This window comes from Saccharibacillus sacchari (assembly GCF_037722395.1).
GTDB classification, from domain to species: Bacteria; Bacillota; Bacilli; order Paenibacillales; family Paenibacillaceae; genus Saccharibacillus; species Saccharibacillus sacchari_A.
In genome coordinates, this window is the sequence record NZ_JBBKAR010000039.1 from 108,075 (window position 1) to 134,245 (window position 26,171).

General features: G+C 51.1%; 21 protein-coding genes. 4 read left to right on the forward strand and 17 right to left on the reverse strand.

Annotation, left to right across the window (positions count from 1 at the left end; genetic code table 11):
• Positions 1 to 21: 21 nt before the first annotated feature.
• The 3 genes from WKI47_RS14960 to WKI47_RS14970 all read right to left on the reverse strand — a co-directional run bounded on the left by WKI47_RS14960 (position 22) and on the right by WKI47_RS14970 (position 2,268).
• Positions 22 to 804, reverse strand: a complete 783-nt coding sequence (locus tag WKI47_RS14960) for a protease inhibitor I42 family protein (protein WP_340227951.1) — start codon at positions 802 to 804, stop codon at positions 22 to 24.
• 99 nt (positions 805 to 903) lie between these two features.
• Positions 904 to 1,677: a hypothetical protein gene (locus WKI47_RS14965; protein ID WP_340227952.1), complete on the reverse strand. Its 774-nt coding sequence runs from the start codon at positions 1,675 to 1,677 to the stop codon at positions 904 to 906.
• Positions 1,678 to 1,710: 33 nt separating this feature from the next.
• Positions 1,711 to 2,268: a TetR/AcrR family transcriptional regulator gene (locus WKI47_RS14970; RefSeq protein WP_340227953.1), complete on the reverse strand. Its 558-nt coding sequence runs from the start codon at positions 2,266 to 2,268 to the stop codon at positions 1,711 to 1,713.
• 158 nt (positions 2,269 to 2,426) lie between these two features.
• Between WKI47_RS14970 and WKI47_RS14975 the strand changes: the two genes are divergently transcribed.
• On the forward strand, positions 2,427 to 3,101 hold the full coding sequence (locus WKI47_RS14975; protein WP_340227954.1) for an SDR family NAD(P)-dependent oxidoreductase: 675 nt from the start codon (positions 2,427 to 2,429) through the stop codon (positions 3,099 to 3,101).
• A 565-nt stretch (positions 3,102 to 3,666) separates the two neighbouring features.
• Entirely contained in the window at positions 3,667 to 5,352 is a 1,686-nt protein-coding gene (hcp, locus tag WKI47_RS14980) for a hydroxylamine reductase (protein ID WP_425355469.1), read from the forward strand.
• 140 nt (positions 5,353 to 5,492) lie between these two features.
• On the opposite strand, the gene WKI47_RS14985 is transcribed toward hcp, so the two are convergent.
• The 3 genes from WKI47_RS14985 to WKI47_RS14995 form a co-directional block, all read right to left on the reverse strand.
• Positions 5,493 to 6,131 carry a hypothetical protein gene (locus tag WKI47_RS14985; protein ID WP_340227956.1) on the reverse strand — a complete coding sequence of 213 codons (639 nt, stop codon included), beginning with the start codon at positions 6,129 to 6,131 and terminating at the stop codon, positions 5,493 to 5,495.
• 15 nt (positions 6,132 to 6,146) lie between these two features.
• On the reverse strand, positions 6,147 to 7,139 hold the full coding sequence (locus tag WKI47_RS14990; RefSeq protein ID WP_340227957.1) for a hypothetical protein: 993 nt from the start codon (positions 7,137 to 7,139) through the stop codon (positions 6,147 to 6,149).
• 187 nt (positions 7,140 to 7,326) lie between these two features.
• Complete coding sequence (locus WKI47_RS14995) at positions 7,327 to 7,935, reverse strand: TetR/AcrR family transcriptional regulator (RefSeq protein ID WP_340227958.1); 609 nt, start codon at positions 7,933 to 7,935, stop codon at positions 7,327 to 7,329.
• Between the two features lie 173 nt (positions 7,936 to 8,108).
• Here WKI47_RS14995 and WKI47_RS15000 point away from each other — a divergent pair, with 173 nt between their 5' ends.
• Positions 8,109 to 9,422, forward strand: coding sequence for an aldehyde dehydrogenase (locus WKI47_RS15000; RefSeq protein WP_340227959.1), 1,314 nt, complete (start codon positions 8,109 to 8,111; stop codon positions 9,420 to 9,422).
• 216 nt (positions 9,423 to 9,638) lie between these two features.
• Here WKI47_RS15000 and ric read toward each other — a convergent pair whose 3' ends face one another.
• The 9 genes from ric to WKI47_RS15045 form a co-directional block, all read right to left on the reverse strand.
• Positions 9,639 to 10,343 carry an iron-sulfur cluster repair di-iron protein gene (gene ric / locus WKI47_RS15005; RefSeq protein WP_340227960.1) on the reverse strand — a complete coding sequence of 235 codons (705 nt, stop codon included), beginning with the start codon at positions 10,341 to 10,343 and terminating at the stop codon, positions 9,639 to 9,641.
• A 162-nt stretch (positions 10,344 to 10,505) separates the two neighbouring features.
• The gene (locus WKI47_RS15010; protein WP_340227961.1) at positions 10,506 to 11,669 is read right to left on the reverse strand and encodes a glycoside hydrolase family 88 protein; all 1,164 of its coding nucleotides are present in this window, start codon (positions 11,667 to 11,669) and stop codon (positions 10,506 to 10,508) included.
• The gene (locus tag WKI47_RS15015) at positions 11,633 to 13,294 is read right to left on the reverse strand and encodes a glycoside hydrolase family 43 protein (protein ID WP_340227962.1); all 1,662 of its coding nucleotides are present in this window, start codon (positions 13,292 to 13,294) and stop codon (positions 11,633 to 11,635) included. The genes WKI47_RS15010 and WKI47_RS15015 overlap by 37 nt, the downstream gene beginning before the upstream one ends.
• 43 nt (positions 13,295 to 13,337) lie before the next feature.
• Positions 13,338 to 14,174, reverse strand: a complete 837-nt coding sequence (locus WKI47_RS15020; RefSeq protein ID WP_340227963.1) for a carbohydrate ABC transporter permease — start codon at positions 14,172 to 14,174, stop codon at positions 13,338 to 13,340.
• The gene (locus WKI47_RS15025; RefSeq protein WP_340227964.1) at positions 14,174 to 15,106 is read right to left on the reverse strand and encodes a sugar ABC transporter permease; all 933 of its coding nucleotides are present in this window, start codon (positions 15,104 to 15,106) and stop codon (positions 14,174 to 14,176) included. The genes WKI47_RS15020 and WKI47_RS15025 overlap by 1 nt, the downstream gene beginning before the upstream one ends.
• A 33-nt stretch (positions 15,107 to 15,139) precedes the next feature.
• Positions 15,140 to 16,465 carry an ABC transporter substrate-binding protein gene (locus WKI47_RS15030; protein ID WP_340227965.1) on the reverse strand — a complete coding sequence of 442 codons (1,326 nt, stop codon included), beginning with the start codon at positions 16,463 to 16,465 and terminating at the stop codon, positions 15,140 to 15,142.
• A 695-nt stretch (positions 16,466 to 17,160) separates the two neighbouring features.
• Entirely contained in the window at positions 17,161 to 18,921 is a 1,761-nt protein-coding gene (locus WKI47_RS15035) for a sensor histidine kinase (protein ID WP_340227966.1), read from the reverse strand.
• Positions 18,922 to 18,937: 16 nt separating this feature from the next.
• Positions 18,938 to 20,542: a response regulator gene (locus WKI47_RS15040; RefSeq protein ID WP_340227967.1), complete on the reverse strand. Its 1,605-nt coding sequence runs from the start codon at positions 20,540 to 20,542 to the stop codon at positions 18,938 to 18,940.
• A gap of 22 nt (positions 20,543 to 20,564) precedes the next feature.
• Positions 20,565 to 21,152: a TetR-like C-terminal domain-containing protein gene (locus tag WKI47_RS15045; protein ID WP_425355470.1), complete on the reverse strand. Its 588-nt coding sequence runs from the start codon at positions 21,150 to 21,152 to the stop codon at positions 20,565 to 20,567.
• 274 nt (positions 21,153 to 21,426) lie between these two features.
• Between WKI47_RS15045 and WKI47_RS15050 the strand changes: the two genes are divergently transcribed.
• Positions 21,427 to 22,860, forward strand: coding sequence for a DHA2 family efflux MFS transporter permease subunit (locus WKI47_RS15050; RefSeq protein ID WP_340227969.1), 1,434 nt, complete (start codon positions 21,427 to 21,429; stop codon positions 22,858 to 22,860).
• A 75-nt stretch (positions 22,861 to 22,935) separates the two neighbouring features.
• Here the strand turns inward: WKI47_RS15050 and WKI47_RS15055 are convergent, their stop codons facing one another.
• Together WKI47_RS15055 and WKI47_RS15060 are read right to left on the reverse strand one after the other, a co-directional pair.
• Positions 22,936 to 24,522 (reverse strand): sugar hydrolase, encoded by a 1,587-nt coding sequence (locus WKI47_RS15055; protein ID WP_340227970.1) that lies wholly within the window; start codon positions 24,520 to 24,522, stop codon positions 22,936 to 22,938.
• A gap of 23 nt (positions 24,523 to 24,545) precedes the next feature.
• A complete protein-coding gene (locus WKI47_RS15060; protein ID WP_340227971.1) occupies positions 24,546 to 25,940 on the reverse strand; it encodes an MFS transporter in 1,395 nt (464 codons plus the stop codon).
• Positions 25,941 to 26,171: the final 231 nt, after the last annotated feature.

Consider the following 26,171-nt stretch of genomic DNA (forward strand, 5'->3'; position numbering starts at 1 on the left):
AACCAAAACTGAATACCTGTTCTAACCTTTAACGTTAACGGTGTAGGTAATCGTCTGCGCCGCACTGCCGTTCGTGTCCCAAGGTTGCGCGTAAACGAAAGTCAGCGTATAGGTTCCCGGTTGATCCGCGCGGAATGTCCAGGTCTTTTGCTCAGGTGCGCCGTCGATATTCGCTTGGGTGTTAGTGGGTTCGCTTTTTTCACCGATCAACTTGACTGCCGCGCTGCTGCTTTTATAAGTCCAGCCGTATCCGGTCGTTCCGTTCTCTTCAAGCCGTACGCGGAAAGGCTCGCTTTTTTTCACGGCATTCACTGTTTTCTTCTTCAGAACGGACAACGGTTGAACGGTGCTTTTTCCGCTGGCTTGAACATGGACGATATACGTTTGCGATTGAACGGGTGCTTTATCCTTTTCCCACGGGCGGGCGTAATCGAATTGGATTTTGTAGGTTCCGGCTTTTTGGGCTTGGAAGGTCCAGGTTTTCTGATCCGGTGCGCCCACGATCGTCGGTTCTTCGTTGAGCGAGACACTTTTTTCCGAAATTAAGGTAAGAGCCGGATCGGCTTTATAGGACCAGGCATATCCGGTAGATGGATTTTCTTCGAGCGAAATTTCAAAAGATTTGCCTGCTGTCGCTTGGATCGTCTGAGTAGCGGGCTTTGCCGAAGCGGCTTCGGAAGTTTGCGTCACGGCGGCAGTCAGTCCACGCGTATCTGCAAAAGCAGCTCCTGATCCAAGCAGACTTCCGGCAGACAGACATCCCGTCAGGCAAGCCGCGGCGATCATTTGAGTTGTTTTTTTCATTGTAGATTCCTCCGTTTGTATAAGGGTTATGGTGAATTTCATAACGTATACAAATCGGAAGGCGGGATTGTTGCAAAAGGTGAAAATAAATTTTCGCGGTTAAAAACATAATTCGAAGATAGGGGGTCCGTGCGGAGTGCCGGTGCATTTGCGCCCTACCGGTTCGTGATAGATTTGCGTATTGACCCAATCGACGAAATCTTGGTGTCCTTGAATATAATACCAACCGTCTGCCACGACATTGCCTTGATACAATTGCTTATGGTCGATCCTAAAAGGATGAATCCCGTCTTGGTCGTACATCCATGTATAAAAACGATCACGCAAATCTTGGATCTGAAGGGCCGCATCTTCTCGGAATTCAAAGAAATCATATTCGTTATCCGAGTAATCCATAGCCACGACCAAGGTCGGTTCTTTTGTAAAAAGACGTTCTTGTTCAAGTGATACTTCTTTCAATAAAGGATTTAACGCTTCATCTGAATACAAGTTTAAATCAGACGTTTGAGATAGCGTTCTCAAAAGAATCAAGCCGCGTTCCAGGTTCTGCGAAAGATCGGTAAAACGGGCGATTCGGTCAACAAGTTCTTCCCGACTCCAAAAAACATAAAAGGTCACATATCGCTTCATGATTTCTTCGGCAGATTCCTTGATAACTAATGGATAATGTTTGATTTGTTGCTCGTCATTTTCCGTCCCAAAATACTCTTCTCCGGTTCCGGTCAGACCAATCCGTTCGCAAGCCTTGGTCAGAATCAGCATCTCGCGCGAAAATCGATCCGATTGACCGTTAAAAATCCGTCTGGCTTCCGGTGAGTAATCCTCATGCAGGTTTCTCCAGAGCACCAGAAGTTCATCAACCTCGGCATTCATCGTCAAAAAGCGACCGTATAAGTTCTCTGTCATCTAATCCCTCCCTATACCCATTGCCAACTTCGCTACATTCGCCGCCGCTGCATCCTGATCCAGAGCTACCTTTCCGTCCGCCCACAAACATCCCGCTTCATGAATCATCGCCGCATAGACCGGGACATACAGACTTTTCTCCGCTTCGCTCATGTATCCTTCCAGACTTTGAGACAGATATTCCCTCAGTGCTGCACGCATCTTTTCCTGAATCTGCGGAATAAAGCTCAGATAGCTGCTCCGGCACTCAAAATCCGGCTTCCGATGATAATCGCATACGGCGAGGAACAACTGCTTGGCACTTTCTTCGTCAAAAGCCATTCTGCCTGAAGTACGCTCAGCGATAACGTTCTCCGCCGACGTGCCGTGGATGTATTCGAACAGTTGATATTTATCGTAAAAATGCGCGTAAAAGGTCGCCCGATTTACTTTCGCCCGGCTGGTCAGATCGGTAATGGTCATCTTGTCCAAGTCTTTCTCATTGATCAAACTATAAAACGCATCGACCAGCGATTGCTTTGTGTTGGTCACCCGTTGATTCTGCACTTTCGTAGCCATCTGCATATTCCTCCTGTTCGCCACCCAACAATTCGCACGCAATGTTGCTATAGCAACAACTCTGTCAGATCGTCGATTGTTGAACGCGCCTGATCACGGTATGGTTACTAAAGCAACACATGTTAATTTAATATATCATCTGAAAAGGAGCTTGTCACATGAAAACCATCGCTATTATCGGAGCCGGTCCGGGACTGGGTCTTTCGATTGCAAAACGCTTTGGAGCCGAAGGCTTCCGCGTTGCTTTGTTATCCCGTAATGCCGCCAAACTCGATACATTGGTTCAAGAACTGAAGTCTTTGAACATCGAAGCGCGCGCGTATCCCGCCGATGTATCCGACCTGGATGCTCTTCGTTCTTCCCTACAAAAAATGAAACAGGATTTCGGCAGCATCGACGTGCTCGAATTCAGTCCTTATGCGGGTTTTGAGACTTTCGTCCACGCCTTGCAAGTACGCCCGGAAGACGCCGAAGCTCAGCTTCGCGCTTATGTTCTCCCTGCCATTCTCGCTGTAAACGAACTGCTTCCGGATATGCTGACCCGAGGCAACGGTGCTTTCCTGTTCACGACAGGATTCTCCGCCATGGCCCCAATCCCGATGATCGGCAACGCCGGCATCGCCATGTCCGGACTCCGCAATTACATTACCAACCTGCACAATGAACTCAAAGAAAAAGGCATCTACATCGGCCACCTCTCGATCGGCACCCTGATTGCTCCGGGCACAGAAGGCGACCCCGACATCATCGCCGAAACCTGGTATTCGATGTACGCCGAGCAAAATATTTTTGAAGCCACTTTCCCAGCCGTCATCTCCATCCCTTCGAATTAACTGCATATCTCCAGTTAATCCGAACTTGCACGTCCCTAACCGCCAAATACCTGCATATGTCCAGTTATTTAGAGCAAAAGAACGCAATCCGCCATAAATGAACCGATTTAAATGGATATCTACATTTATTTTCTCAAAACAAAAGAAAGTCCAAAAATCAAATAGATATTTGTAGGTATTTTTTGTTCTTTCCCCCTCCCCTCCTTCCTCGCAAAAAGCCGAGAGGGAGATTCCTATCCTTATGCGAAGCGAGGGCGAAGGGAGAAATTCGGTGAAAGGCGCCTTTGAGCCTGCGCATGATAGAGTTGACCATCGGTTCAACTCTATCATGCGCAGGCGAGACAGCGACTTGAACGAATTTCTCCCGCAGCCCTCACCTTCCCCATAACGAATAGGAACTTCACTCCCCCGAAACTTCTTGCTTCCCCGTTCGCAAAGTCGTCCGGTTTATTGTGCGCGTAATCACAAGTCTCCAATTTGAACCTTTTACAATGAACACATAGGTTTGAAATTACGCGAAACGATAAACCCCAACATTTGATAACGGAGGAAATCGACCATGACTATGAATTCTCAATCCAAACGAACGACCGAAGCGACCCAGCCTTCCATGTTCTGTTTCCAATGCCAGGAAGCTTCGAAAGGAACCGGCTGCACGATTCAGGGCGTCTGCGGCAAACCGCATGACGTCGCCAATCTGATGGACCTGCTGATCTACACGCTAAAAGGGATCTCGTTCCTCAGCCTGGATCTGGATATGCCTGCAACGCTGGAACGCCGCGTTTCTTTGTTCATTATGGATTCGCTGTTTGCTACGATTACGAACGCCAACTTCGACCGGGATTACTTTATTGCGAAAAATCAGGCGGCGTTGGCGCTGCGCGAGGAACTCCGTGCTTTTCGCGACGCTCAATTCCCGGGGACTTCAGGCAACTTGCCGGATGCCGCAACCTGGGAAGGCGAAACAAGCGAATTCGACGGCAAAGCCTGGACAGTCGGCGTGCTCCGCACGGAAAACGAAGATATTCGTTCGCTGCGCGAGCTGCTGACCTACGGACTTAAAGGCATGGCTGCGTACAGCTATCATGCCGGACAGCTTAGCGAAATCGATCCGGAGTTGGACGCGTTCACCCGTCGCGCGCTCGCCGCGACGCTTGACGATACATTGGAAGCCGGAGATCTGGTCGCGCTGAATCTCGAAGCAGGCAAATACGGCGTGGATGCGATGGCGCTGCTTGATAAAGCCAACACGGGCGCATACGGTAATCCGGAAGTGACGAAAGTCAATATCGGAGCCGGTACTCGTCCTGGTATTCTGATCAGCGGACACGACCTAAAAGATCTGGAAGAGCTGCTGATTCAGACCGAAGGTCAAGGCATTGATATCTACACGCACAGCGAGATGCTGCCCGCCCATTACTATCCTGCTTTTAAAAAGTACGATCACTTCTATGGGAACTACGGCAACGCTTGGTGGAAGCAAAATAAAGAGTTCGAGTCGTTCAACGGACCGATTCTGATGACGACCAACTGCATCGTGCCGCCGAAAGACAGCTATATCGCCCGTCTGTATACGACAGGCAATACAGGCTTCCCGGGCGTGACGCATATTCCGGACGGAAAGAACGGCGCTCATAAAGACTTTTCCGCGCTGATCGAACAAGCCCGTTTTTGCCCGGCTCCGACAGAAATCGAAAGCGGCGAAATCGTCGGCGGGTTCGCGCATCATGCGGTGTTGAGCGTAGCTGATCAGGTTGTCGAAGCGGTGAAGACAGGCGCGATCCGTCAGTTCTTCGTCATGGCCGGTTGCGACGGACGGATGAAATCGCGTAACTACTATACCGACTTCGCCCGCGAACTTCCGCAAGATACGGTCATCATGACAGCCGGATGTGCGAAATACAAATACAATAAGCTGGATCTCGGCGAGATCGGCGGTCTTCCGCGCGTACTCGATGCCGGACAATGCAACGATTCCTACTCGCTCGTCGTCATTGCGATGAAGCTTCAGGAAGCCTTCGGCCTGGAGAATATCAACGATCTGCCGATCTCGTACAATATCGCATGGTATGAGCAAAAGGCTGTTATTGTACTGCTCGCTCTGCTGCATCTCGGCGTGAAAAATATCCATCTCGGTCCGACGCTGCCAGCCTTCCTTTCGCCGAACGTCGTTCAGGTATTGGTTGATAACTTCGGGATTGCCGGGATTACGAACGTGGAAGACGATATGAAGATGTTCCTCGAAGCCTAACGTTTAAACAATAGAAAAAGCGCAGATTCAGTTTGGGTATGGGAATCTGCGCTTTTTGGTTTAATGGGTTTGAGGTTTCAATTTTTTCCGGTTTTGAATTTGGTTTTATTATTATGAATTTTTCACTACCTTAAATAATTTTATATAAGTGGATAAATGATTTGATGTTCGTGATCTCTGTTCAACATTTCTACGAGCACATGATTATGGTCAGCTCCCACGATGCACAACATCTTTTTTCCTGGATGTCGCTTCAAAGCGTTTTTGATTCGTTGAACCATAATCAGATGTCGAGCTTCCCAGCGAAACACATGGGCTTCCGGGTCTACTTTTTCCAGCCATTCATATTTCAGCCGCGTGGCTTCATCGAATGCTGCCGTATTGAACGGAATGCTCCCCTCTTTTGCTCCCTGAAGCTGCTTTTGCCAAAACTCTTCGGATTGCTGCTCCAATTGCTCGCGATCCTCACCTGCATAATTCCGAAAAGGATCAAAATCGTTCCATACGTCCAGCTCCACCCAGTCGATCGGCTCGAACGCGATATTTTTCTTCCTACATAATTCAAAAACAAGATCATAATACTCGCTCGGAGCTTCTCCCCAATATCCTCGATCCTTAAGATCTTGCTTGTAACGTTCCCAGCTTGTCGGAAGCACTTCTCCGCAGATGACGTCCGGGGCGAATTCCAGAATCAGCTCGCGGATCAGTTCCAAGGTCAGACCCGTCTGCTTCCGCAACTCATCATGATGAACGACACCCAATATGCCCACTACTGTCATTTTTCCACCATCCTTTTAAAGCTTAATAATTTTTTCCGGTAGCTCCACGTAATAAGACAACAGTTCGATAACGATACTCCCTTCAAACGTTTTGTCTACCGGACCGGTCGAGTCGGTGCGACTCTTTAAGCCGTTGTGTCCGAATTCACGGTCCGAGGAGAATAGGATAGACATCCCTATACTGTCGAATGAGGGTGCAGGCTTTTCATTCAAATAATGTTCAGCGTAAAAGTTCAGTTGGATATTGTCTTCGGATTCGTATTCGACAAGAGCGAGATCCTGATTTCTGGAACAAACTGTTCCCAATGCCCTGAACTGTTGGGCTTTAAACTGCTGCCATTCCTTTTCCGTAAATTCTTCCGGTATAGGCTTTTCTAATTGCTTTTCGGTTTCTTTCCAAAGATCGTAGCGTGTCAATGCGTTGATATAGAAGAACCGATTTTTATCGTGAAAAGGATCATAGAAAGAATGTTTGATTCCGTTCGCCACTTCTCCAAACTCGAGCGCGATCGGTTCGGTATGTATGGGAACCCGGCGAACAGTACTATCGAACTTCAACGTAATATCTAGCTCTTTGTTTACATCTACATCAGGAAAAGGTTCCGAATCGTCTTGCTTGTAAAAGGTTAAAGATAAACGGTTCAATTCGACGTCTGCAAAGTTTTCAAGTTCCAGCCCTTTTTCAACAAAATATTGCAGTTTCATGTAGGCTCTGTACTCTTCTTCTCTGTAATAAGCCGATTCCGAAGAGATAAAAGTCATGGTCTGGCCTTGAATGGTGAGTTGGGAGATAAAATTTCCTTGAACGCCGCGAGCCGATTCTTCTTGCAGCTCCCGCTGTATTCTTTCTCGATTCGAAAGGCTTCTTTCCGATTCGTAAACCGATTCTTCTGAACATTCTTCTTCATCCGAACGTTCCGGCAATATGCGCAGTGTCCACAGTTTATGTATCCCGTTTTCCGAAGTGATCGAAATCAATAGCATATCGGTATCTTGGATTTTGACCAAACGATTGATCATCATTTACCGGTCGGGGATCAGCATCATATTTTTTAACTCTTTTAGCCGCATAAAGGCCTCCTTTAATCGATCATTGATAGATAGCAACTTTGCAGCAAAACGCTATAATCACAAAACGCCTCCAACCGAGCTTTGGTTACGGGAGACGTTTTTCTGCTTTTTATTTTTTCTTTTTCTATTGTGAATTTTTCACCGTTTGAATTGGGCCTTGCAAATTAAGCAAAATCATTTGCCGCGTCATCTCTTCCGGCGACTGCCGCATCCCGTCGTTCAGCCAGCCGTGGATCACGCCGACGTAGGCCGAACCGATATAGCTGGCGATCACGTCTTTTTGCACCGGAAGCCGGCTTTCGTCAAGATCGGCGAATTTCTCTTCATAAAAACGCGCGAAGTACCGCTTCATGTACTGCACGAAGTCCGTCATCGCTTTGCGCTCGAACATTACTTCGAAAAACGTGCGGTGCTTTTTGACATACGCGAAAATCCGTCCGGCGATATAACTCTGCATCTCGTCGATCGACAGATTCATCGGCTGCTCCGCTCTGGCTTCGCCGAACAGTTCATCCAGAATGCTATCCGTCACGCTTTGCAGCAGATGGTCTTTCGTTTCGTAATGGAGGTAAAAGGTTTTGCGGTTCACGGTCGCCCGCTCGGTAATGTCCGCAATCGTGATTCGCTCGTACGACTTTTCTTTGAGCAGCATAATCAGCGCATCCCGCAGCATTTTTCGCGTCCGCGTCACTCTCGGGTCCAGCCGTTCGGGTGGGTTGGAGCTAAAAGGCATAGTTTCCTCCTTATTTCGATCTATATAAACCCCAATATTGCCTCAAATGTGGCATAAGCCGCATTCGTGTAACTGATGGCTATTGTAGCACAATTGGGCAAAGACTATACTGTGAACTATGAGTTGAACGCAATTAAATGTTTGCAAATATAAATGAACGGGAGAGAAATGATATGACTACGACCTCTTTGAACGCCCAACAACTGGTATCGAAACAGCGCCGCTTTTTCCGTACCGGACAAACGAAATCGCTCGCTTACCGTATCGAAGCGCTCCGTACGCTGCGTAAAGGCATCGAAGACTACCATCAACGCATTCTCGACGCCTTGCGCGCCGACCTGAACAAATCGGAAGCCGAAGCGTACAGCTCCGAGATCCGTCTGGTGCTCGGCGAACTCGATTACACGCTGGAACATCTGGAGCAATGGGCCGCGCCGCGCGTCGTGCCGACATCGGATCAGATTCCGGGCGGAACCAGCACCATCCATCCCGAACCTTACGGCGTAACGCTGGTCATCGCGCCGTGGAACTATCCGTTCCAGCTTGCTTTTTCCCCGCTGATCGGCGCGATCTCCGCAGGCAATACGGCCGTGCTGAAGCCTTCCGAACTGACGCCGAACGTCTCGAAACTCAGTGCCGACCTGATCCGCGATTGCTTCCCGGACGAATTCGTGGCGGTCATGGAAGGCGAAGTGCAGACCAGTACGGAGCTGCTGCGCGAGAAATTCGACTATATCTTTTTCACGGGCAGCACGCCGGTCGGCAAAGTCGTCATGCGCGCCGCGGCCGAGCATCTGACGCCGACGACGCTGGAACTGGGCGGCAAAAGCCCGGCGATCGTGCATAAAGATGCCAATCTGCCGCGCGCCGCTCAAAGCCTGGTCCGAGGCAAGTTCCTGAACGCCGGACAAACTTGCGTCGCGCCGGACTATCTGCTGGTGCACGAAGACGTCCGCGACGAACTGCTGCATGTGATTCAACTGGAGATCGCGGACAAATACGGCAAAGACGTGATGCAAAATCCCGATTTCCCGCATATCGTCAACGCCAAAAACTTCGATCGGTTGAGCAAATTTTTGGACAATGGCGAGATTCTGCTCGGCGGACGTTCGGAGCGCGAACAATTTATAATCGAGCCTACGCTGCTGCAAGGGATCACTTGGGATTCGCCCGTGATGCAGGAAGAAATCTTCGGTCCGATCTTGCCCGTGATTACGTATACCGACCTTGACGAAGTATTGGAAAAGATCACGGATCGTCCGAAACCGCTCGCTCTCTACCTCTTCACCCGCGATCAACAGATACAGGATACGGTGCTGAACACCGTGTCTTTCGGCGGCGGCTGCGTGAACGAAACGCTGCTGCATATGAGTTCGCATGAGCTGCCGTTCGGCGGCGTCGGCGAAAGCGGCATGGGTTCGTACCACGGCAAACAAAGCTTTGAGACGTTCTCGCATCATAAGTCGATGTTGGTGCGCAGCGTCTGAGTTTCTGTGTATTCGAATCTATAAAACGCATCCGATCGCAAGCCCATGATCCAACGCGGTGCACGTATCCGCAAAAGATAAACATTTGAATTAAACGACATGCAAACAAAGACTCCGCGAGCGTTCGCGGAGTCTTTTCGTTATGCGGATATACATGCGGCAGACAAAAGGCACAAAAAAGACGCTTTGCGTTTACTGAAGCTTGCTGCTGTTGGATCAGATCGCTTTTCGAGCTTGATCGAACAACACGTTGTTTTCCAAATGGATATGCTCGAACGTATCTTTTTCCAATGCTTCCAGACGGTTCAGAACCAAACGGTGCGTGCCGCAGGCGTCGATCGGAGGGACGAAGTCGCTGGTGATCTCGCGCAGTTCTTTGAGCAGATTCCCTGCGGCTTCATGCTCGCTTTCCAGCTCCGACAGATGCGGCTTGAGTGCTTCTGCGCCTTCCGACGAAGGCGAAGCGAAGTAGCTTGTCAGCAGCGGGAACACCGTTTGATCTTCGTCTTCGGTGTGCTCAAGCAGTTCTTTTTTCAACAACGAAAAGATTTCCTGAACGCGGAGCAGGTACGGGCGATTTCCGCCGTGTACGCGGGCGAGCTTGGTCACGTAAGGCGTCAGTGCAGGAAGTTCTTCGCGCAGCGTGGCATGATATCTTTGTTGAATATGAGCGATCAGCGCATCGGGTTCCAGCGAAGACGGCTTCATTTCCTGACGCAGCGCTTCTTCCTGGGCGATCTGTTCGATGCGGCCCAGCACTTCGGCTGTATCGAGTCCGCGTTCCTGCGCAGCTTGCTGAAGCGGCATTTTCCCTCCGCAGCAGAAGTCGATGCGCAGCTCGCGGAACAGATCGCCGGTGCGCGGCATTTCGCTCACGATATCGGATACCCAAGTGTTTTCATTTACAGTTGCAGTTGTCATATGGTTGGCCTCCCTATAGGCTTGAAAAATAAGATTGGTAAGGCGATTAACCGCGGCGCCTTGTTCTTTTTTAGTATAGGGAGGGTTGAATAAGCGACTTGTGATTTCAAGCACTTTTTTTCACATTGATCGTAATTCGTGTATTTGAACGTGTATGATTGTTCACAATCCCCATATTCTCAGATCTCGCCCCTGCAACCGCAGTACCGCTTCGATCAAAAAATAATCCCCGTAAATAATCGGCACTTCGTAATCGTTGCGCCCGTGGTAAGAACCGCTTCCGTGCGAAACGATCGAATCGCGTTCCGGGTTCCAATCGCAGTAGCGCCGATCGATCGCTTGAAGAATCCGGATCGCGCCGCGCAGGTATAACTCTTTTTCATGCTCGCCTACGATGTCGGCCAATTCCAACAATCCGCAAGCGGCGCAAGCCCCTGCTGTCGTATCGAATCCGATCGGCTCGGACGGCGCGCGGAAATCGATCAACGGAACGAAATCCGTCGCGGCAACGTTAGCCAGAAAATAATGCGCGGTTCGTTTGGATGCCTGCAAATAGCGGTCTTCGCCTGTATGCACATAACCTAGCGCCGTCCCGTACAGCGCCCAAGCTTGTCCTCTCGACCAGGCCGAACCGGATTCGTATCCTTGCCCGCCCGGCGTTTCGATCAGCTCGCCGTTATTCGGGTCCAGTACCGCGATATGATTGGACGAACCGTCCGGACGCAGCAGATGGATCAAAGAAGTATCGGTGTGGTCTTTCGCGATTGCGGCAAACCTCGGATCATTTGTTTCGCGCCCGGCCCAATACAGCAACGGCAGATTCATCAGGCAGTCGACGATGATCCAACCGGTGCAATCTTCGTTCCAAGCCCGGATAAAGCGACCGCGCGGATTATATCGACCCGCCAGCAGATTTGCGGCATGCAGCCCTCTTGTGCGCGAACGTGGATTTCCGGTCAACCGATAATTCGCTACCGCCGAATGTAGCCACATAAAGCCGACGTCGTGATGCAATCCTTCGTAACCTTCGAGTGCGCGGTCGAGTTTTTCTTCGAGTTTTTCCGCCGCCTGCCGATAGGCTTCTTCGCCAGTCGCCCGGTACATCTGCCACAGCATGCCCGGCCAGAATCCGTTTGTCCACCAGTAGATATCCGTTTCGGCTTTGTCTTCGACGTATCGGCCGTTCTGCGGAATATACGGAATTTTAGAGCCGATCCGCTGCACTTGCGCTTTCATTTTTGTTTCGATTTTGCTGCCTATGTCGTTCAGCCAGGCGCGTTCCGTTTCGTTTAATCGTTCTTGTCGTTCTTGTCGTTCTTCCTGCATCTTGTCCGATCCTCCTTAATCGACCGTTTGTTTTCTTCTGGGTCAAAGTCGGTGTATTCGAAATAATCGAACCAGGCTTCCCGGCTTTGCCGATCCAAGTCTTGCGCGCATAGTCCGACGAACGATCCGGTAAAACCCAGTTTCCCGCCGTACTCGTCGGACAACGTGCCGAAGTCCAATTCCGGACTGACCGCGATCCAATGCGAACCGTCTGGCGAAGCGAAGAAAGTCAATGCGCATCCGTCGATCACGGCCCGCAGATAAAAGCATTCCCAATCCCCCGCCGCAATTTCCATATCGCCGAATTCGTCGTAAACACCTGCTCTGGAGCATACGACGCCGAGCGTGATTCCCCGAATTTCGTCATAAGTGACCCGTAAATAATAGTAGTCTGCATCGTCGTAGTAACACACCAATCCCGCCATTTCGAAAAAGCTTTCGGGGCAGAATTCCAACTTCGTCTCGATCCGGCAGCGGAAATGCGCGATTGGACGGGCAATCAGACTCTGATCATACATGGATACGAGAGATTCCCGCCCGCGAAGCTTGAGCCAGCCGGGCCGTTCTTCAAGGCTTGCCCAATCGGAGCCGATCGGAGCACGCAGACTTTGGTAGACGGTTCGCCATTCTTTTTGATCGAAATCATCCCTGTTCTTTTCTTCGGAAAAAGGATATGCGGCAAGATCGGGAGCTTCGATCTCCAGCGCGGGCAGCCGTCCTCCGTGCGCAAGCCTTAGCCAACCGTCTTCGGTCCATACGCAGCGTTGCAGCGCCGTTTCCCGGCCTAACGGACTGCTTAGCCGGGTACCGCCGGGCAGCGGTCTCGTGCACAGATGCGCCAACCACCATTCTCCGTGCCGAGTCTGCACCAACGATCCGTGCCCGGCCTGCTGCAACGGATATTCCGGCGAAGCCGCGGTACACATCAACGGGTAGTTCGGATCGGTTGCGTAAGGACCTTGCAGCGTTCGGCTTCGCGCAAGCGTAATCTGATGCCGAATCCCCGTGCCGCCTTCGGCGGTCATCAAGTAGTACCATCCGTCTTTTTTGAACAGTTGCGGCCCTTCCGTTACTCCCGTAGGCGTTCCCGAGTATAGGTCGAGCACTTGTCCAACAAGACGATTTCCAACGGGGTCAAACTCCTGCATCACGATCCCGGCAAAATTGGAATGGCTGCGGCGAAAATCCCAGCGCATATTCAGCAGCCATTTCCGCCCGTCTTCATCATGGAACAAAAACGGATCGAATCCGCTGCCGTTTAACCGAGCCGGCAGACTCCACGGTCCCTCAATCGAGGCAGAAGTCGTCACGTAATTATGCAGGTCTTTATGATTTCGCCCACGCGACCTGACATTGGTAAACAGCAGATAAAACGTTCCTTGCGAGTAAGAAAGAGCCGGCGCCCAGATCGAACCGGAAGGCGGGCTGCCCCGAAAATCGATCCCGCACTCTTCCGTCAACACTCGCGTCGCCAATCTCCAATGGACCAGATCCCGGGAATGATGAATCTGCACGCCCGGCATCCATTCGAAAGTCGACGTCGCAATATAATAATCGTCCCCTACCCGAAGAAACGAAGGATCGGGATGAAAACCCGGCAAAATCGGATTTACGATACGGCTCATTGACGAATATCCTCCATGTGTAATTCGATTTTTCAATATAAATTTAGCCTTTCGTCGCTCCCGACGAAATGCCTTTGACGAAATACTTTTGCATGAAAACGAATACGACCAGCACCGGTACGACCGACAAAGCGGTGCCCGCGAAGATCATGTCCCATCTCGAAGAAAATTCCCCGATATAACGGTAGATTTCCACGACCATCGTTTTCGGTTCGCCGGAAGGCAAAGCCAGCATCGGCAGCAGAAAGTCGTTCCAGATGCCCAGACCGTTCAATACAACCATGCTGGCCGTGACCGGACCGAGCAGCGGGAAAACGATTTTCCAAAAGATGCCGTAGCGTCCGCAGCCGTCGATCTCCGCCGCTTCTTCGACTTCTTTGGGGATGCCTTTGACGAAACTGGTATACAGCAGGCAGCCGAATCCGACCGCGCCCGCGATATAGATCAGGATCGGACCCGCCAGACTTCCGTACAGACCCAGCAGCTTCAGTTCTTTGAACAAAGGAATCATGTACGCTTGAAAAGGAATCATCATTCCGGCCAGGAAGTACAGGAAAACGAAATTCGTCCATCTGGCCTGCCTGCGCTCAATCGCGTAGCCGGCCATCGGAATGATCAGAATTTGCAGCAGGATCGACACCGAAGTCAGAATCAGGCTGTTCAGGATCGCTCGCGGAAATTCGGTTTCGGTGAGCAGGTAACGGAAGTTTTCCAAGTAAAAAGACGTCGGAAAAGCGATCGCGTCCCGCATGATCTCGCCGTTGCTTTTGAATGCGGACATCAGGTTGAACAGGATCGGGAAAAAGAACAGCAGAGCGACCAGCAAAGTGATCAAAAAAAGCGCGGCTTCCCCGACCCGTTTGCGCGTCGATTCTTTCATCAGTACCGGACCTCCCTTTTCCGCAAAATTTGGACTTGAATAACCGTGACGATCAGGATCAGCACGAACAGAACCAAAGCCAGCGCCGTTCCGAAACCTTGCCGCAACTCGCCGAAGCCGACTTTGTAGATGATATACGTCAGCGTCTCGGTAGCAAAGCCGGGACCTCCGTCCGTCATGACCGCGATCTGGTCGAAAATCTTCAGCGCGCTGATCGTGGACAGCACCATGCAAACGGTCAGCGATCCGGCCAGCAGCGGAAACGTAATAAACCGGAACTGCTGCCAACCGCTCGCCCCGTCGATATTCGCCGCTTCGGACAGCTCGGCGGGGATGCCCTGCAATCCGGCGAGATAGATAATCATGTAATAGCCGGCGCCTTTCCATACCGTGGACAAAATGATCGATACCATCGCGTAATCCGGATTGCCGAGCCAATCGATCGCCCAAGCGCCGAGTCCGACCGCATTCAGAATCTGGTTGAATACGCCGAAGTTGTAGTTCAGGATCATCGCCCAGACAAAGCCCATCACTACTCCGCTAAGCAGCGTCGGAAAATAGAACAGACTGCGGAACAGATTTTTGAACCAGCGCACGCGATCCACCATCAGCGCCATCGCGATCGCCGCAATATTTTCCAGCAGTACCAGGCTTACGGTGAGTATAAGCGTGTTTTTTAACGCATTATGGACGCGCGGACTTTGCCAGATCTCCGCGAAGTTGGCGAGCCCGATAAATCGAACCTCTTCGCTAATCCCGTCCCACGACGTAAAGCTTAAGTACACGCTGCCGAGCGTCGGCACGATCACGAACAGCGTATATAACACCAAGGACGGCAGGATAAAAAGTAACGCGAACGAGTTCGCTTTGGATTTTTTGCGGCGGGACTTGCTTTTCACTTGCAGTCCCGCCGTCGAAGCCGGAGTGCCCATACGCTCTCCCTCCTTTTGGTCTGCGAGTATCCGTTACATCGAATTGGCTTTGACTTGAGCGTCGTATTCGGTATCGATCTGCTTCATGTAGTCGGCCACGTCTCCGTCTCCGACCACCATTTCTTGCAGCTTTTTGTAGAACCAGTTGCGGAACTGCGGCGGGATCAGATTGTCGCCCCACCAGTTGTTGATCGCGAGCGACTTGGTGACGTCGGGATCGTTCATCAGATCAAGCGCCGACTGCATAGCCGGGCTGGCTTCGTATTCCACTTTTTCTTTCGTCGACGGGATGCCGTTCAAACTGGCCAGGTACAGCGAATACTGCTCCGGTTCGAAAAAGTAACGGATAAACGATTTGATCGCGTCCGTTTTGGCCGGGTCTTTGGCCGCTTCGGCTGATAACGTCCAGCCCGCCGGGGAAGGCAGCCCGATGATGTTCACATGGCCTTCGCGGTCCGGCACCGCGTAAAATCCGTATTCGAAGTTCGGATCGGCTTCTTCGATCTGCGAGAACATCCACGTTCCGGAGAACAGTTGAGCCGCTTTGCCGGACACGAGGATCGAAGCGGTCTGATTATCCGGCGTGCTGAGCCAGCCTTTATCCACGTAATTTTGGAACAGGAATTTGAAATCGGTCATGGCTTGTACGACATTCTCGTCGGCGAAAGCGACTTCCTTAGCCGTCTTTTTGGAGTTCCAGTCCGGGTCCTGCGCGTACACGTCGTCGATCAGGAATTTGTTCACCCAAAATCCCATATGGAAAATGTCTTTGCCGCCGACGACCAAAGGACTGATGCCGCTGGCTTTCAGCTTTTCCTGAACGGCAAGAAATTCGTCATATGTTTTCGGTAGATCGGTAACGCCTGCGTCCGCGTAAGCTTTTTTACTGTAAATGATGCCCTGCGGCACGTTGAGCGCAAGCGGCGCGTTCCATACTTTGCCTTCGACTTCCGGCGGCGATTCGAACAATTCCAGCAAATCCGACGGAAGTTCGACGATCTTGCCGGCATCCGCGAACACTTCGGTATCCCGCATCTCGACCAGGTCGGGGAACTCGCCTACGGCGTCTTTCGTTTTTAACCAGTCCAAGTAAGAGCTTGCCGAATTGTCGCTAATGTCTTTGATTTCGATATTCGGATTTTCGTCCATGAAGCGCTGCACGGTATCGCTGATCGCTTTGCGGGCAGCCGGATCGCCGGAAGCGTAGCCGAGCGTAAAGCTGACTTTTTCTCCGCCTTCGTCGCTTGATGCGGCACCGCTTGTTGCTTGCGTATCGCCCGGGCTTGAACCGCAGGCGCTGAGTAATAGCGACGCGGCGAGGGTGACGGCGAACCATCCTTTTGTTTTGGGTTTTATCACGTATCTGATCCCCTTTCGATATCCTACAGATTGGGTAAGCGCTTTCTGGATTTAGAATAGCATTGATATTTACAGGGATGAATGATGTTTTTTAAGCATGATATGAGGAAAACTTAAGCATACGAAAAAGAGCGGCTATGTAAGCTGCCCAGATTGCCTTCGAAAGTTACGTAAGTGCGGGAAGCCAGAAAGCTACGAGAGAAATTCGTTCAAAACGCTGTCTCACTCGGAAAGTTGAATTGGATTTGAATAATGGATCTTTCCGAGTTCAAAGGCGTTTTTCACTGAATTTCTCTCTCCGCTTTCTGGCTTCCAGTTACGTTGAACTTTCTCGACACGTCCAAACTGGACGCGGCGACGCAGCAGTGAACGGACTTGCTAGACGATATCTGGAAAGTTTTTTGGAGAGGCGTTCAAGCAAGTCGATCTTAATAAAAAAAACAAAAAGGAACGGCGACAAGCCGTTCCTTGGAGTGCCAAGAAAGCCCAACGTAGCTGGAAGCGACAAGACGGAGAGAAAAATTCAGTGAAAAACGCCTTTGAACTTGAAAAACAACCTATTCAAATTCAAATCCGGTTTTCCAAGTGAGACAGCGTTTTGAACGAATTTTTCTCGGAGTCTTCTCGCTTCCCCCCGCTAAAGTAACTTTCGAAGGCAATCTAAGAAACGGCAAAAATCCGTTCCTTTCCCCTTCTCAATCAGCGATAGGAAAACGCAAAAGGACGGAAGTTCCGACGCCTTCGCGGCTGGTGACGGAGAGCCCGTAGGCTTCGCCGTATTGGGAGCGGATACGTTCATGGACATTTTTTAGACCGATCGAACGGCCGGGCATAGAAGGAGCGTCCAAGACCTGTTCAATAGCAAACAGCGTTTCGGCACTCATACCGGAGCCGTCGTCGTGAACCGTAATATGCAAATCGTTGTTTTGAACAGCTGCCGCAATCAGAACCGTGCCTTTTTTACTTTTGCGCAGGCCATGTTGGATCGCATTTTCCACGATAGGTTGAAGGCAGAGCTTCACGACGGGCCAACCGACCTCCACCTCCGGCGAAATTTCGAAACGAAGCGTATACCGGTTATCGTAGCGTACAGAGATGATATAGAAGTAGTCTTGAAGATGCTCAATCTCTTGCGCCAAGCTTACACGCTCTTCGCCGTAGTCGATAACGTACTTCAACTGGTTCGCCAGCGAATGGATCATATCGGCGACTTCGTCGGCTTCTTTGTCTACCGCGTTCATGCGGATCACTTCCAGCGTGTTGTACAAATAGTGCGGGCGGATCTGGCTTTTCAGCGCGCTGAGTTCGGTTTGCTTTTGCTTAATCTGAGCGACGTACGCTTGCTCGATATGGGTTTGCAGACGTTCGACCATCGTATTGAAGCTATGCGTCAGCCGACCGATCTCGTCCTCGCTCCGCGGCGGAGGCATCGGTTCCAGACGCCCGGACTCGACAATGGCCATCTGCTTCATCAGCCTGCGGATCGGGGCAGATAGACGTCGCGAGAACCAGGCTCCTACCGTAACAAGAGCAGCAGCACCGATCAAGATCGCCAAATACACGGTTGTCCGTGCGGAAAAAAGCTGTTCGAACAACGCCGCACGGTGCACGCCCGCTATTAATTCTCCCTGCAAATACGGCACGTTTTCCTCCAAAACCATCATCTCGCGATTCCGATTGCCGGAGAGTATCGATCGCGCGCTTTCTATGCCTTGCTTACTGAAAAACAGTTCGCGTTCACCGTCAACCAACACCAGCTCATCTTGCTCCCCTAATGCCAACTCGCCGGAAAACTGTCGGAACAAAGAAGTATCCACGTCAAAAAACAGGGTCCCGACCACCTTGGGTTCGCGGTTGAGCGTACCTGACGTGTCAATCAGATTACGGGCCACCGTAAACACTTCGCGCGTCGAGCCGACAAAGTACGTATCCTTATGCGCCGGAAAAATCGCCAGACGATTGGGCTGCGGTTCCATATCCGTTTGCCGTTGCTCCAGCGGTAGAAGGTCGATTTGCAGCGCATGGTTTTCGCGATCCTGATAATAGAGATTACCATCCATCTGGCGCACAAAATAAGCCGCCGTAATATACGTGTCGCTATAGAGAACCGTTTTCAGAAACGAATCGATCGGCGCTTCGTTAATCTGCTCCAACTCGTTCACGTTATACGTCTGATTGCGGCTCATCGTCTCTGAAAAACCTTCGTAACGCCCGGTATACATCAGCTTGGAAATGTCGTCATACTGCCGGAACGCCGTGTCCAGGTTATAGCTCATATACATAATCATCTGCTGCAAATTGCCTGTCGTATAGCGAACCACATAATTGGAAAAGGTTTGGACAGAAAACAAGCTGAGCGCGAACAAAGGCACCAATCCGACCAAAATAAACGCAGCCGATAGCTTGACAAAAATACTTTTCGGCAGTCGCTTTTGAAGTTTGCGGAGTCCCGTCAAGATTCTCTCCTCCTTTTCACGACGGTGTACGGCCGGATTGACGGTAATCTTGCGGCACTTGTCCGTATTTCTTTTTGAATGTGTCGCTAAAATGCCGGACATTGTTATACCCGACACGTTCCGCAATCTCGTAGATCATCAGATCCGGGTTATGCAGCAGAAGCAACGCGTTGTGCATTCGGATCTCCGTGAGATAGGTTTTGAAGTTCTGTCCGACCTGTTTTTTGAAAAAGCTGCTGAAGTAATACGGGTTCATGTAGAAATCGGCAGCCATCTTTTCCAGCGTGATCGCTTCGGCGTAATGTTCGTCGACGTAGGCACGGATTCGGGACGGCATATCGCGGTTGCGGCTCGACGCGTCTTGGCATACGGCGTTTATCCGACTGCTTAACGCCTCTTCAGCTACGGTGCAGGCTTCCGCATACGATGGGCACGCGGTCAGTTTTTCCAACAAAAGTTCGCTGGAGCATTCCGATGTTATCGCTTCTCCCCGACGTTCTTCCCATTGCTTGATAACCGACAGCACGCTATGGTACAACGCGGAGATCGCCGTATGCTTGCCGATTCCAGGGCCGATTCCGATCGCTTCGAACAACTCTTCGGCCAGCGGGTGAATCTCGCCTTGACGCCGCGCCACCATCGCACCGACCAATCGGGCCTGCAATTCCGCTGAATCCAATTTTTTTTCAGGCAAGCCCTCGCCATATTCCTCGTCCAGCAATACGCGTCCGAACCCGGCAAAATACGTCCGGTCCAACGCTTTGAGCGCGGAACGGTAAGAGAAGTCCGCCTGTTCCGGTGCATGTACCGTTCGCCCCACGCCGCACGAGACATGCAGCTTGAGAAAGCGTTCGATCTTGTGAATCAGCTCTTCGATCGGGCGAGCCGGCGAATCCGCGTCTTCATGCTGCATCAATACGGCAAAACGCCCTTCTTTTTGCGTCATCATACCCCGCATCGCCGTCTGCTCTTCCACCGTCTCCCGGATCGCGTTACTCAAAGCGAAGTTCGCCAAACTGCGCTCTTTTTCCTGCCAGGAATTTTTTCCGAACGACTCTTCCAACTCGATCACGAACACCGTACAGCACCCGTCGGCGAACAAATACTCCAGCTCGATCAAAGATGTTAACGCTCTCAAATCTCCGTCCAACAAACGATCCGCCAGCTCTTCGATCGTTTGCGCCCGGTCTTTGGCTTCATAATAATGCAGTCTTTCCTTCTTCTGATATCCCTCGTTCTCTTGATAGATCAGCTCGGCGGCTTTGCGGACTACCGATTCCAGCTCGCTTTTGCTGATCGGTTTGACCAGATAGTCGAGCGCCCCGAGCTGCACGGCTTCGCGGGCGTAACCGAATTCTTGAAAGGCGCTGATAAAAACAATCTTGGCCTGACCGCCGCTTCTATTCATCTCTTGTATGACTTCGATCCCGCTTCCCTCCGGCATGCTGATATCGCTGATGACCAGTTGCGGCGAGAGCTCGCGGATCAGCTGACGCAGTTCGCGCCCGTCAGCAGCCTCGCCTACGATCTCGAAGCCTAGCTCTTCCCACGGCAGCAGCTTTTTTAGCCCGCGCAAAATAATCGGTTCGTCGTCGGCAAGCAATAGCTTGATCGGTGTCATCTTCGCTTCTCCTTTCGGATCATTAATCCGTCTCGTACATGTCTTCGCGCCGGAACAGCAAAGCGAACTGCCGGGCCAAAAACTGCGGCGAATACGGCATGTCATTGCGTACCCAGGAAGCGATCGTGCCCAGCATAGCCGCGGAACCGAACCAGACGGCCACGTCCTGCTGGATTCCTTTTTCTTCTAATAGATGCTTGGTCACGCCATCGTTGATTTTTTTCACGAAAATATCCCGCAAGCGCTCATGGAAAATAGGAAGGCCGCGCGAACCGATAATCACTTTGTAAAATCTGGCGTTGGCCGCGATATGCTCCAGCAATCCAAGCAAAATCACGTCATCGCCGCCCGTCTTTTTCTCTTCGACTTTTTTGGTCATCGCCGTTTGAATCTCGACGACCATTTCGTCAGCCATTTTGTCCATCATGTCCTGAATATCGCGGTAATGCAAATAAAAAGTGACCCGATTGATCGTAGCGCGCGTCGCGATACGGTTCACCGTGATCTTGTCCGGCTCCATTTCTTCCAACAATTCGACCAGCGCGTTTTTCAATAACTGCCGGGTTCTCAACACTCTGGGATCGATTTTGGTTTTTTCTGCTTCCTGCATCATGCTTCCCCCTCATATGTCTTGATTTACACTTTATTTATTTGTGTATATTATTTAAATTTTAAACAACACTTTTGCCCATTATGAAAACTAATTGACGATTTAAGGAAAAGTGTCGCTTGTAACCACGGGTGGCGTCTCGCTATAATCTGTTTTATGCAATGTTGATTATCCGACACGTTGTAAAAAAAGTCTAGCCCAGAAACGAGAGGACGGAGAGAAATTGAGCAATACCCATACTGTAGACACAGGATCGGCAAAAAGAGGACCGATCATGTTCATCATGATTCTGGGCGCCTTCTTGGCGACCTTAAATCAGACGCTGATGAGCGTTGCCACGCCGGAATTGATGAAAGACTTCGATATTACCGCCGCTACCGCCCAATGGCTGACCACCGGCTATCTGCTGGTCAACGGCGTGCTGATCCCGATCACCGCCTATTTGATGCAAAAATTCTCGACGCGGCAACTGTTCCAGGCTTCAATGATGATCTTCCTGGTCGGCACGGTCGTATCGGCACTTGCGGGCGATTTCCCGATGCTGCTGACCGGACGCCTGATCCAAGCGGCTGGCGCAGGTATCATTATGCCGCTTCTGATGAACGTGATCCTGGCTCTGTTCCCGCCTGAAAAACGCGGTTCGGCGATGGGTCTGGTCGGTCTGGCGATTATCGTCGCTCCGGCAATCGGACCGACGCTTGCCGGTTACACGTTAGAACATTATTCGTGGGAAACGATGTTCTACGCGATGATTCCTTTGGCTGTCTTGGTGATCGTTTTAGGCTTCATTTTCCTGCGTAACGTCGGCGAGCGCGTGAACGTCAAGTTCGATGCGATCAGCGTGATCTTGTCGACGATCGGCTTCGGCGCTTTGCTATACGGCTTCAGCCGCGCGGGCAGCCTCGGTTGGTCCAGCTCCGAAGTATTGATTATGATCGCGGTAGGCGTGGTCGGCTTGGTCGTGTTCTGCTGGAGACAGCTCAAAATGACGACGCCGCTGCTCGATCTGCGCGCTTTCAAATTCAATATGTTCTCGCTGACGATTATCATCAGTATCGCCGTGACGATGATTATGTACGCGGACATGATGCTGCTGCCGCTTTACCTGCAAAACGCCCGCGGTTACACGGCAATTGAATCGGGTCTGCTGCTTCTGCCGGGTGCGCTGCTGATGGGCCTCCTGATGCCCGTCACCGGACGGCTGTTCGATAAATACGGCGCCAAATGGCTGACCGTCATCGGTATGGCTATCGTTATTGCAACCACGCTTGGCTTTATTAACCTGACGGACAATACCAGCTATATGTATCTGGTCCTGATGTCTACCGCTCGCCGGGTCGGCATGGCGTTCATGATGATGCCGCTGCAAACCGCCGGCTTGAACCAATTGCCGCCACGTCTGAACGCGCACGGTACGGCAATCAGCAATACGACACGTCAAGTCGCAGGCGCTATCGGTACGTCGCTGCTCGTGACCATCATGTCCGACCGTGCCAAGTCCCATGCGACGGAAATGATGCAAAACGGCACCGACCCGACACAGATCGCGACTCAAGCGCAAATCGCCGGCATCAACGATGCGTATCTCGTAATCGTAGGAATCGGGGTTGTCGGACTGCTGCTGTCGTTCTTTATTAAAAAAGTAAAACGCGGCGGCGAAGAAACGATCGTCGTGAACGGGAAAAAAAACGAAGCGATCAAAGCATAAAGCAAAAAGCAAAAAGAGCGATCACAGCCGTGATCGCTCTTTTTCGATTTTTCGTTATTCAAAGCAGCGCCTCTCCTACAAGTTATACTTTCGAATCAAATAAGTCGGCGTGCAGCTCCAGGCATGGCAGTAACTATTGATCAGATGATTGCCGTACGGCGAAAAGCTTTTGTCGGCTGGATCGTATAGTTCCCAGAAGGTATCCGCGCCGTCTTCGATCATCGCTCCCCAATAGCCTTTGAGGTGGGCGACTGCTTCGGTACGCAGACCGGAGATCAGCAAAGCTTCAACCAGATGATGGTGCAGATACGGCGTGGTCATCCCGATTTTTGGTTTTTGTTCCAGCAACCGAAGAAGCAACGTTTGATTTTGTTCGGTCGCTAACGTCCCGGACAGCACCATCCATATTTGCGAGGCCCAGGAGATTTGCCGTTCTTCGCCGCTGACAAAAAATCCTTGCGACTCGTCCCATAGATGTTCGATTGCCGCTTTTTCCGCTTCGAACACTGCTTTTTTCCAAGCCACCGCAGCCTGCTCGCCTTCCGACCCGCCTAGGGCTTCCGCCAAACGGATGCCCTTTTTCAGCGCATAAATCAAAACACCCTGCGCAGGAGCTTGTTTATGCAGATCCGGATGCCAGTCAATAAAAGGCCACCAATCGCTTTGAACGTTCACCAAGCCGCCGGATGTGTAGTCCCAGGCGAGATCGATCTGTTTGCGAGCAGTCGGCCACAAGTCTTCCAAAGCTTCCTGATCGCCGGATGCTTCATAATAGTCATACAGCGACGCGGCGAAAAAAAGCGAATAGTCGTACATATACGTATCGTCCGCAATCGCCGTTGGTTCAATAAACAGATTGGCCGCTACTCTTCCGCGTTCGTCCGGCAATCCCGCAAACAAGTACAAACAGCGTTTGACCAGATCATTGCTGCGGAATGTTTCGTAGTTCGCGATGGCTTGAAGACGCAAATCGCCTAGCCACAGTCTACGATCCCGCTTCGGTCCGTCCTCGAATACGTCTTGCATACAGTCTTCCAATGTACGGATACTGACTTGGTCGATTTTTTGCAGCAAAGGGTCGGCATGGTTCAGCGGTTGAAGCGCGGCTCCGTCTGCCGAAGTCACGGTGCGTACATTCAAGTCTTGGAACGAAACCTTGTACTTTTGAGAGCTATCTACAACCTCCAGCTTCAGATAACGGAAACTATAACGTCTTGGCAGCTTGATCGCGGCAGGCAGAACATCCACGAACAGCAATTCTTCCTGAAGCCACGAACTGCTGATCCAGCCTTCGTAGGAGGAGAACGGCTCGGCCATTTCTACCGGCATCTCTCCGAACGTCAGTTTCAATTTGAGCGGTGCGTCCGGCGGGCTGCCGACCGAAACTATGTTAAAAGACACATAACCGACCCGATGATCGCCGAAGTCGACAATCACGGAATCGCCTTTTCCCAGTGCACGATGGGTGAGTTCTTCCGGATTTCCGATCCCGGTTACTTTCCAGCCATGAATAGCGTTCGGATCGGCTTGAACGTCTACCAATCGAGTAGGAACGGCCTGTTTTTCAATCAAAACCGGTTTAAGCCGCTCCGCTTTTTCCAACAATGCTTCATTACGAATAATTTTAACCTGCCGAGTTTGCGTATACGTCGGTTCAGACATCGTAAAACCCCTTTAATATAAGTTTATTTTCCGCTGCGCCCTGCTTTGACTTCTTGCAGTTCTTGCAGAATTTTCGGATACTCGCGATCCAGCTTGTAGAACCAGAGTACAATGAATTGAAGGATGCAGAGAATAAAAGGCACGTAGATAAACACGAACTCGATCGAACCGGATGCCGAAGCCGAGATCGAAGCCTGACCGCCGACATAACCGCCAAGCGCGAGCAGCCAGCCGACCATCGCCGCGCCGAGACCGCTCCCGGCTTTGCCGCCGAAGCTCGAAGCGCTGAAAATCAGTCCTTCCGTGCGCATCCCCGTTTTCCATTCTCCGTAATCGACCGTATCGGCCATAAAAGCAAAAATCGTACCCATTACCGGCGCCATCCCAATTGCTTTTACAATCGTCGCCACCATCACCCATACCAAGTTGTTCGGGTCGATGGCCGGAATCAAAGCGCCGCAAGCCGTAATCGCCACGCCGACCAGCGCTACATTACGTTTACCGAACTTTTTGACCAAAGGCGCCATCAGGAGCAAAATCAGCAGCATCGGAACCATTTGCGCCGTAGTGAGCAGACCGACCAGACTGGCATCTCCCAAAATATACTGCGTGTAATAAATGTTGATCCCTTGCGTAGCGGCCTGACTGCCGTAAAAGAACGTATTGAGCAGCAGCACCATGACCCAATATTTGTTGCGGAAAAGAGCCGGCATAGCGCGCTTCAGCGGGATAGGCTTATCCACCACCGAAGGTGTCACCCGTTCCCGCGTCGTCAAAGAGGTCACGAAAAACAATACGGCGCCGACGATTCCGAACACGGCGAACGCCAGCGTCCAGCCCATTTTTTGCCCACCGAACAGATTGACCAGCGGCATCGTCAGATTGGACACGAGCAGCACGCCGACGATCGCCATCACCATGCGCACGATATTGAGCAGCGAACGCTGATACGGGTCCTGCGTCATCAACGAGCTAAGCACGCCATACGGAATGTTGATCGCCGAATAAATCACGTTGATCAGCAAATACGTCACGTACGCGTACACGAGCGCTCCGCCCGGTCCAAAGTTAAGCGAGGAAAACAGCAGCACGCCCGCAATCGCAAACGGAATCGCCATCCACATGATCCAAGGACGCGCTTTGCCGATCCGGGAACGGGTTTTGTCCACCGCTGCGCCAACCGCCACATCCACGAAAGCGTCCAATACCCGCGCGAGCAGGAACAACGTTCCGATCGCACCCGCCGCCAGACCGACCACATCCGTGTAATAAAAGGAGACGAACATCGATAACGCGGTCCAGATCAGATTGCTTGCGACGTCCCCGCAGCCGTAACCGATTCTTTCTTTCCAACTCAATACCGCCGATGCTTCATCGTTTGTATTTTCCCTTTTTACAGTATCCGATACCGCTTGCATGCCGATCCCTCCAAAATGGACTCGCTACTGCGAGTATATTGAATTTTTCAATTGAGTTTGGATACACGTCCTAAAATACAAAGCTTCTTCTCCGGAAAAGAAACCTTGATTTTACGCTGTCTGATTTGCTAGGGTAAGCTCACTTCCTATTTAAGCGCTTTCTTATGAACAGAACAATTTCGGTTTTACGTTTATTTTTATCGGAATTACAGTTCTTGTTTAATGTCTAAA

What these genes read in the sequence shown, in the direction of transcription:
- WKI47_RS15060 (WP_340227971.1), bottom strand. Translation starts at nt 25,940, where the DNA reads ATGCAAGCGGTATCGGATACTGTAAAAAGGGAAAATACAAACGATGAA.
- WKI47_RS14965 (WP_340227952.1), bottom strand. Translation starts at nt 1,677, where the DNA reads ATGAATGCCGAGGTTGATGAACTTCTGGTGCTCTGGAGAAACCTGCAT.
- WKI47_RS15050 (WP_340227969.1), top strand. Translation starts at nt 21,427, where the DNA reads ATGTTCATCATGATTCTGGGCGCCTTCTTGGCGACCTTAAATCAGACG.
- WKI47_RS15010 (WP_340227961.1), bottom strand. Translation starts at nt 11,669, where the DNA reads ATGCAGGAAGAACGACAAGAACGACAAGAACGATTAAACGAAACGGAA.
- WKI47_RS15015 (WP_340227962.1), bottom strand. Translation starts at nt 13,294, where the DNA reads ATGAGCCGTATCGTAAATCCGATTTTGCCGGGTTTTCATCCCGATCCT.
- WKI47_RS15055 (WP_340227970.1), bottom strand. Translation starts at nt 24,522, where the DNA reads ATGTCTGAACCGACGTATACGCAAACTCGGCAGGTTAAAATTATTCGT.
- WKI47_RS15040 (WP_340227967.1), bottom strand. Translation starts at nt 20,542, where the DNA reads ATGACACCGATCAAGCTATTGCTTGCCGACGACGAACCGATTATTTTG.
- WKI47_RS15020 (WP_340227963.1), bottom strand. Translation starts at nt 14,174, where the DNA reads ATGAAAGAATCGACGCGCAAACGGGTCGGGGAAGCCGCGCTTTTTTTG.
- ric (WP_340227960.1), bottom strand. Translation starts at nt 10,343, where the DNA reads ATGACAACTGCAACTGTAAATGAAAACACTTGGGTATCCGATATCGTG.
- WKI47_RS14985 (WP_340227956.1), bottom strand. Translation starts at nt 6,131, where the DNA reads ATGACAGTAGTGGGCATATTGGGTGTCGTTCATCATGATGAGTTGCGG.
- WKI47_RS14970 (WP_340227953.1), bottom strand. Translation starts at nt 2,268, where the DNA reads ATGGCTACGAAAGTGCAGAATCAACGGGTGACCAACACAAAGCAATCG.
- WKI47_RS15045 (WP_425355470.1), bottom strand. Translation starts at nt 21,152, where the DNA reads ATGCAGGAAGCAGAAAAAACCAAAATCGATCCCAGAGTGTTGAGAACC.
- WKI47_RS14975 (WP_340227954.1), top strand. Translation starts at nt 2,427, where the DNA reads ATGAAAACCATCGCTATTATCGGAGCCGGTCCGGGACTGGGTCTTTCG.
- hcp (WP_425355469.1), top strand. Translation starts at nt 3,667, where the DNA reads ATGAATTCTCAATCCAAACGAACGACCGAAGCGACCCAGCCTTCCATG.
- WKI47_RS14995 (WP_340227958.1), bottom strand. Translation starts at nt 7,935, where the DNA reads ATGCCTTTTAGCTCCAACCCACCCGAACGGCTGGACCCGAGAGTGACG.
- WKI47_RS15000 (WP_340227959.1), top strand. Translation starts at nt 8,109, where the DNA reads ATGACTACGACCTCTTTGAACGCCCAACAACTGGTATCGAAACAGCGC.
- WKI47_RS14960 (WP_340227951.1), bottom strand. Translation starts at nt 804, where the DNA reads ATGAAAAAAACAACTCAAATGATCGCCGCGGCTTGCCTGACGGGATGT.
- WKI47_RS15025 (WP_340227964.1), bottom strand. Translation starts at nt 15,106, where the DNA reads ATGGGCACTCCGGCTTCGACGGCGGGACTGCAAGTGAAAAGCAAGTCC.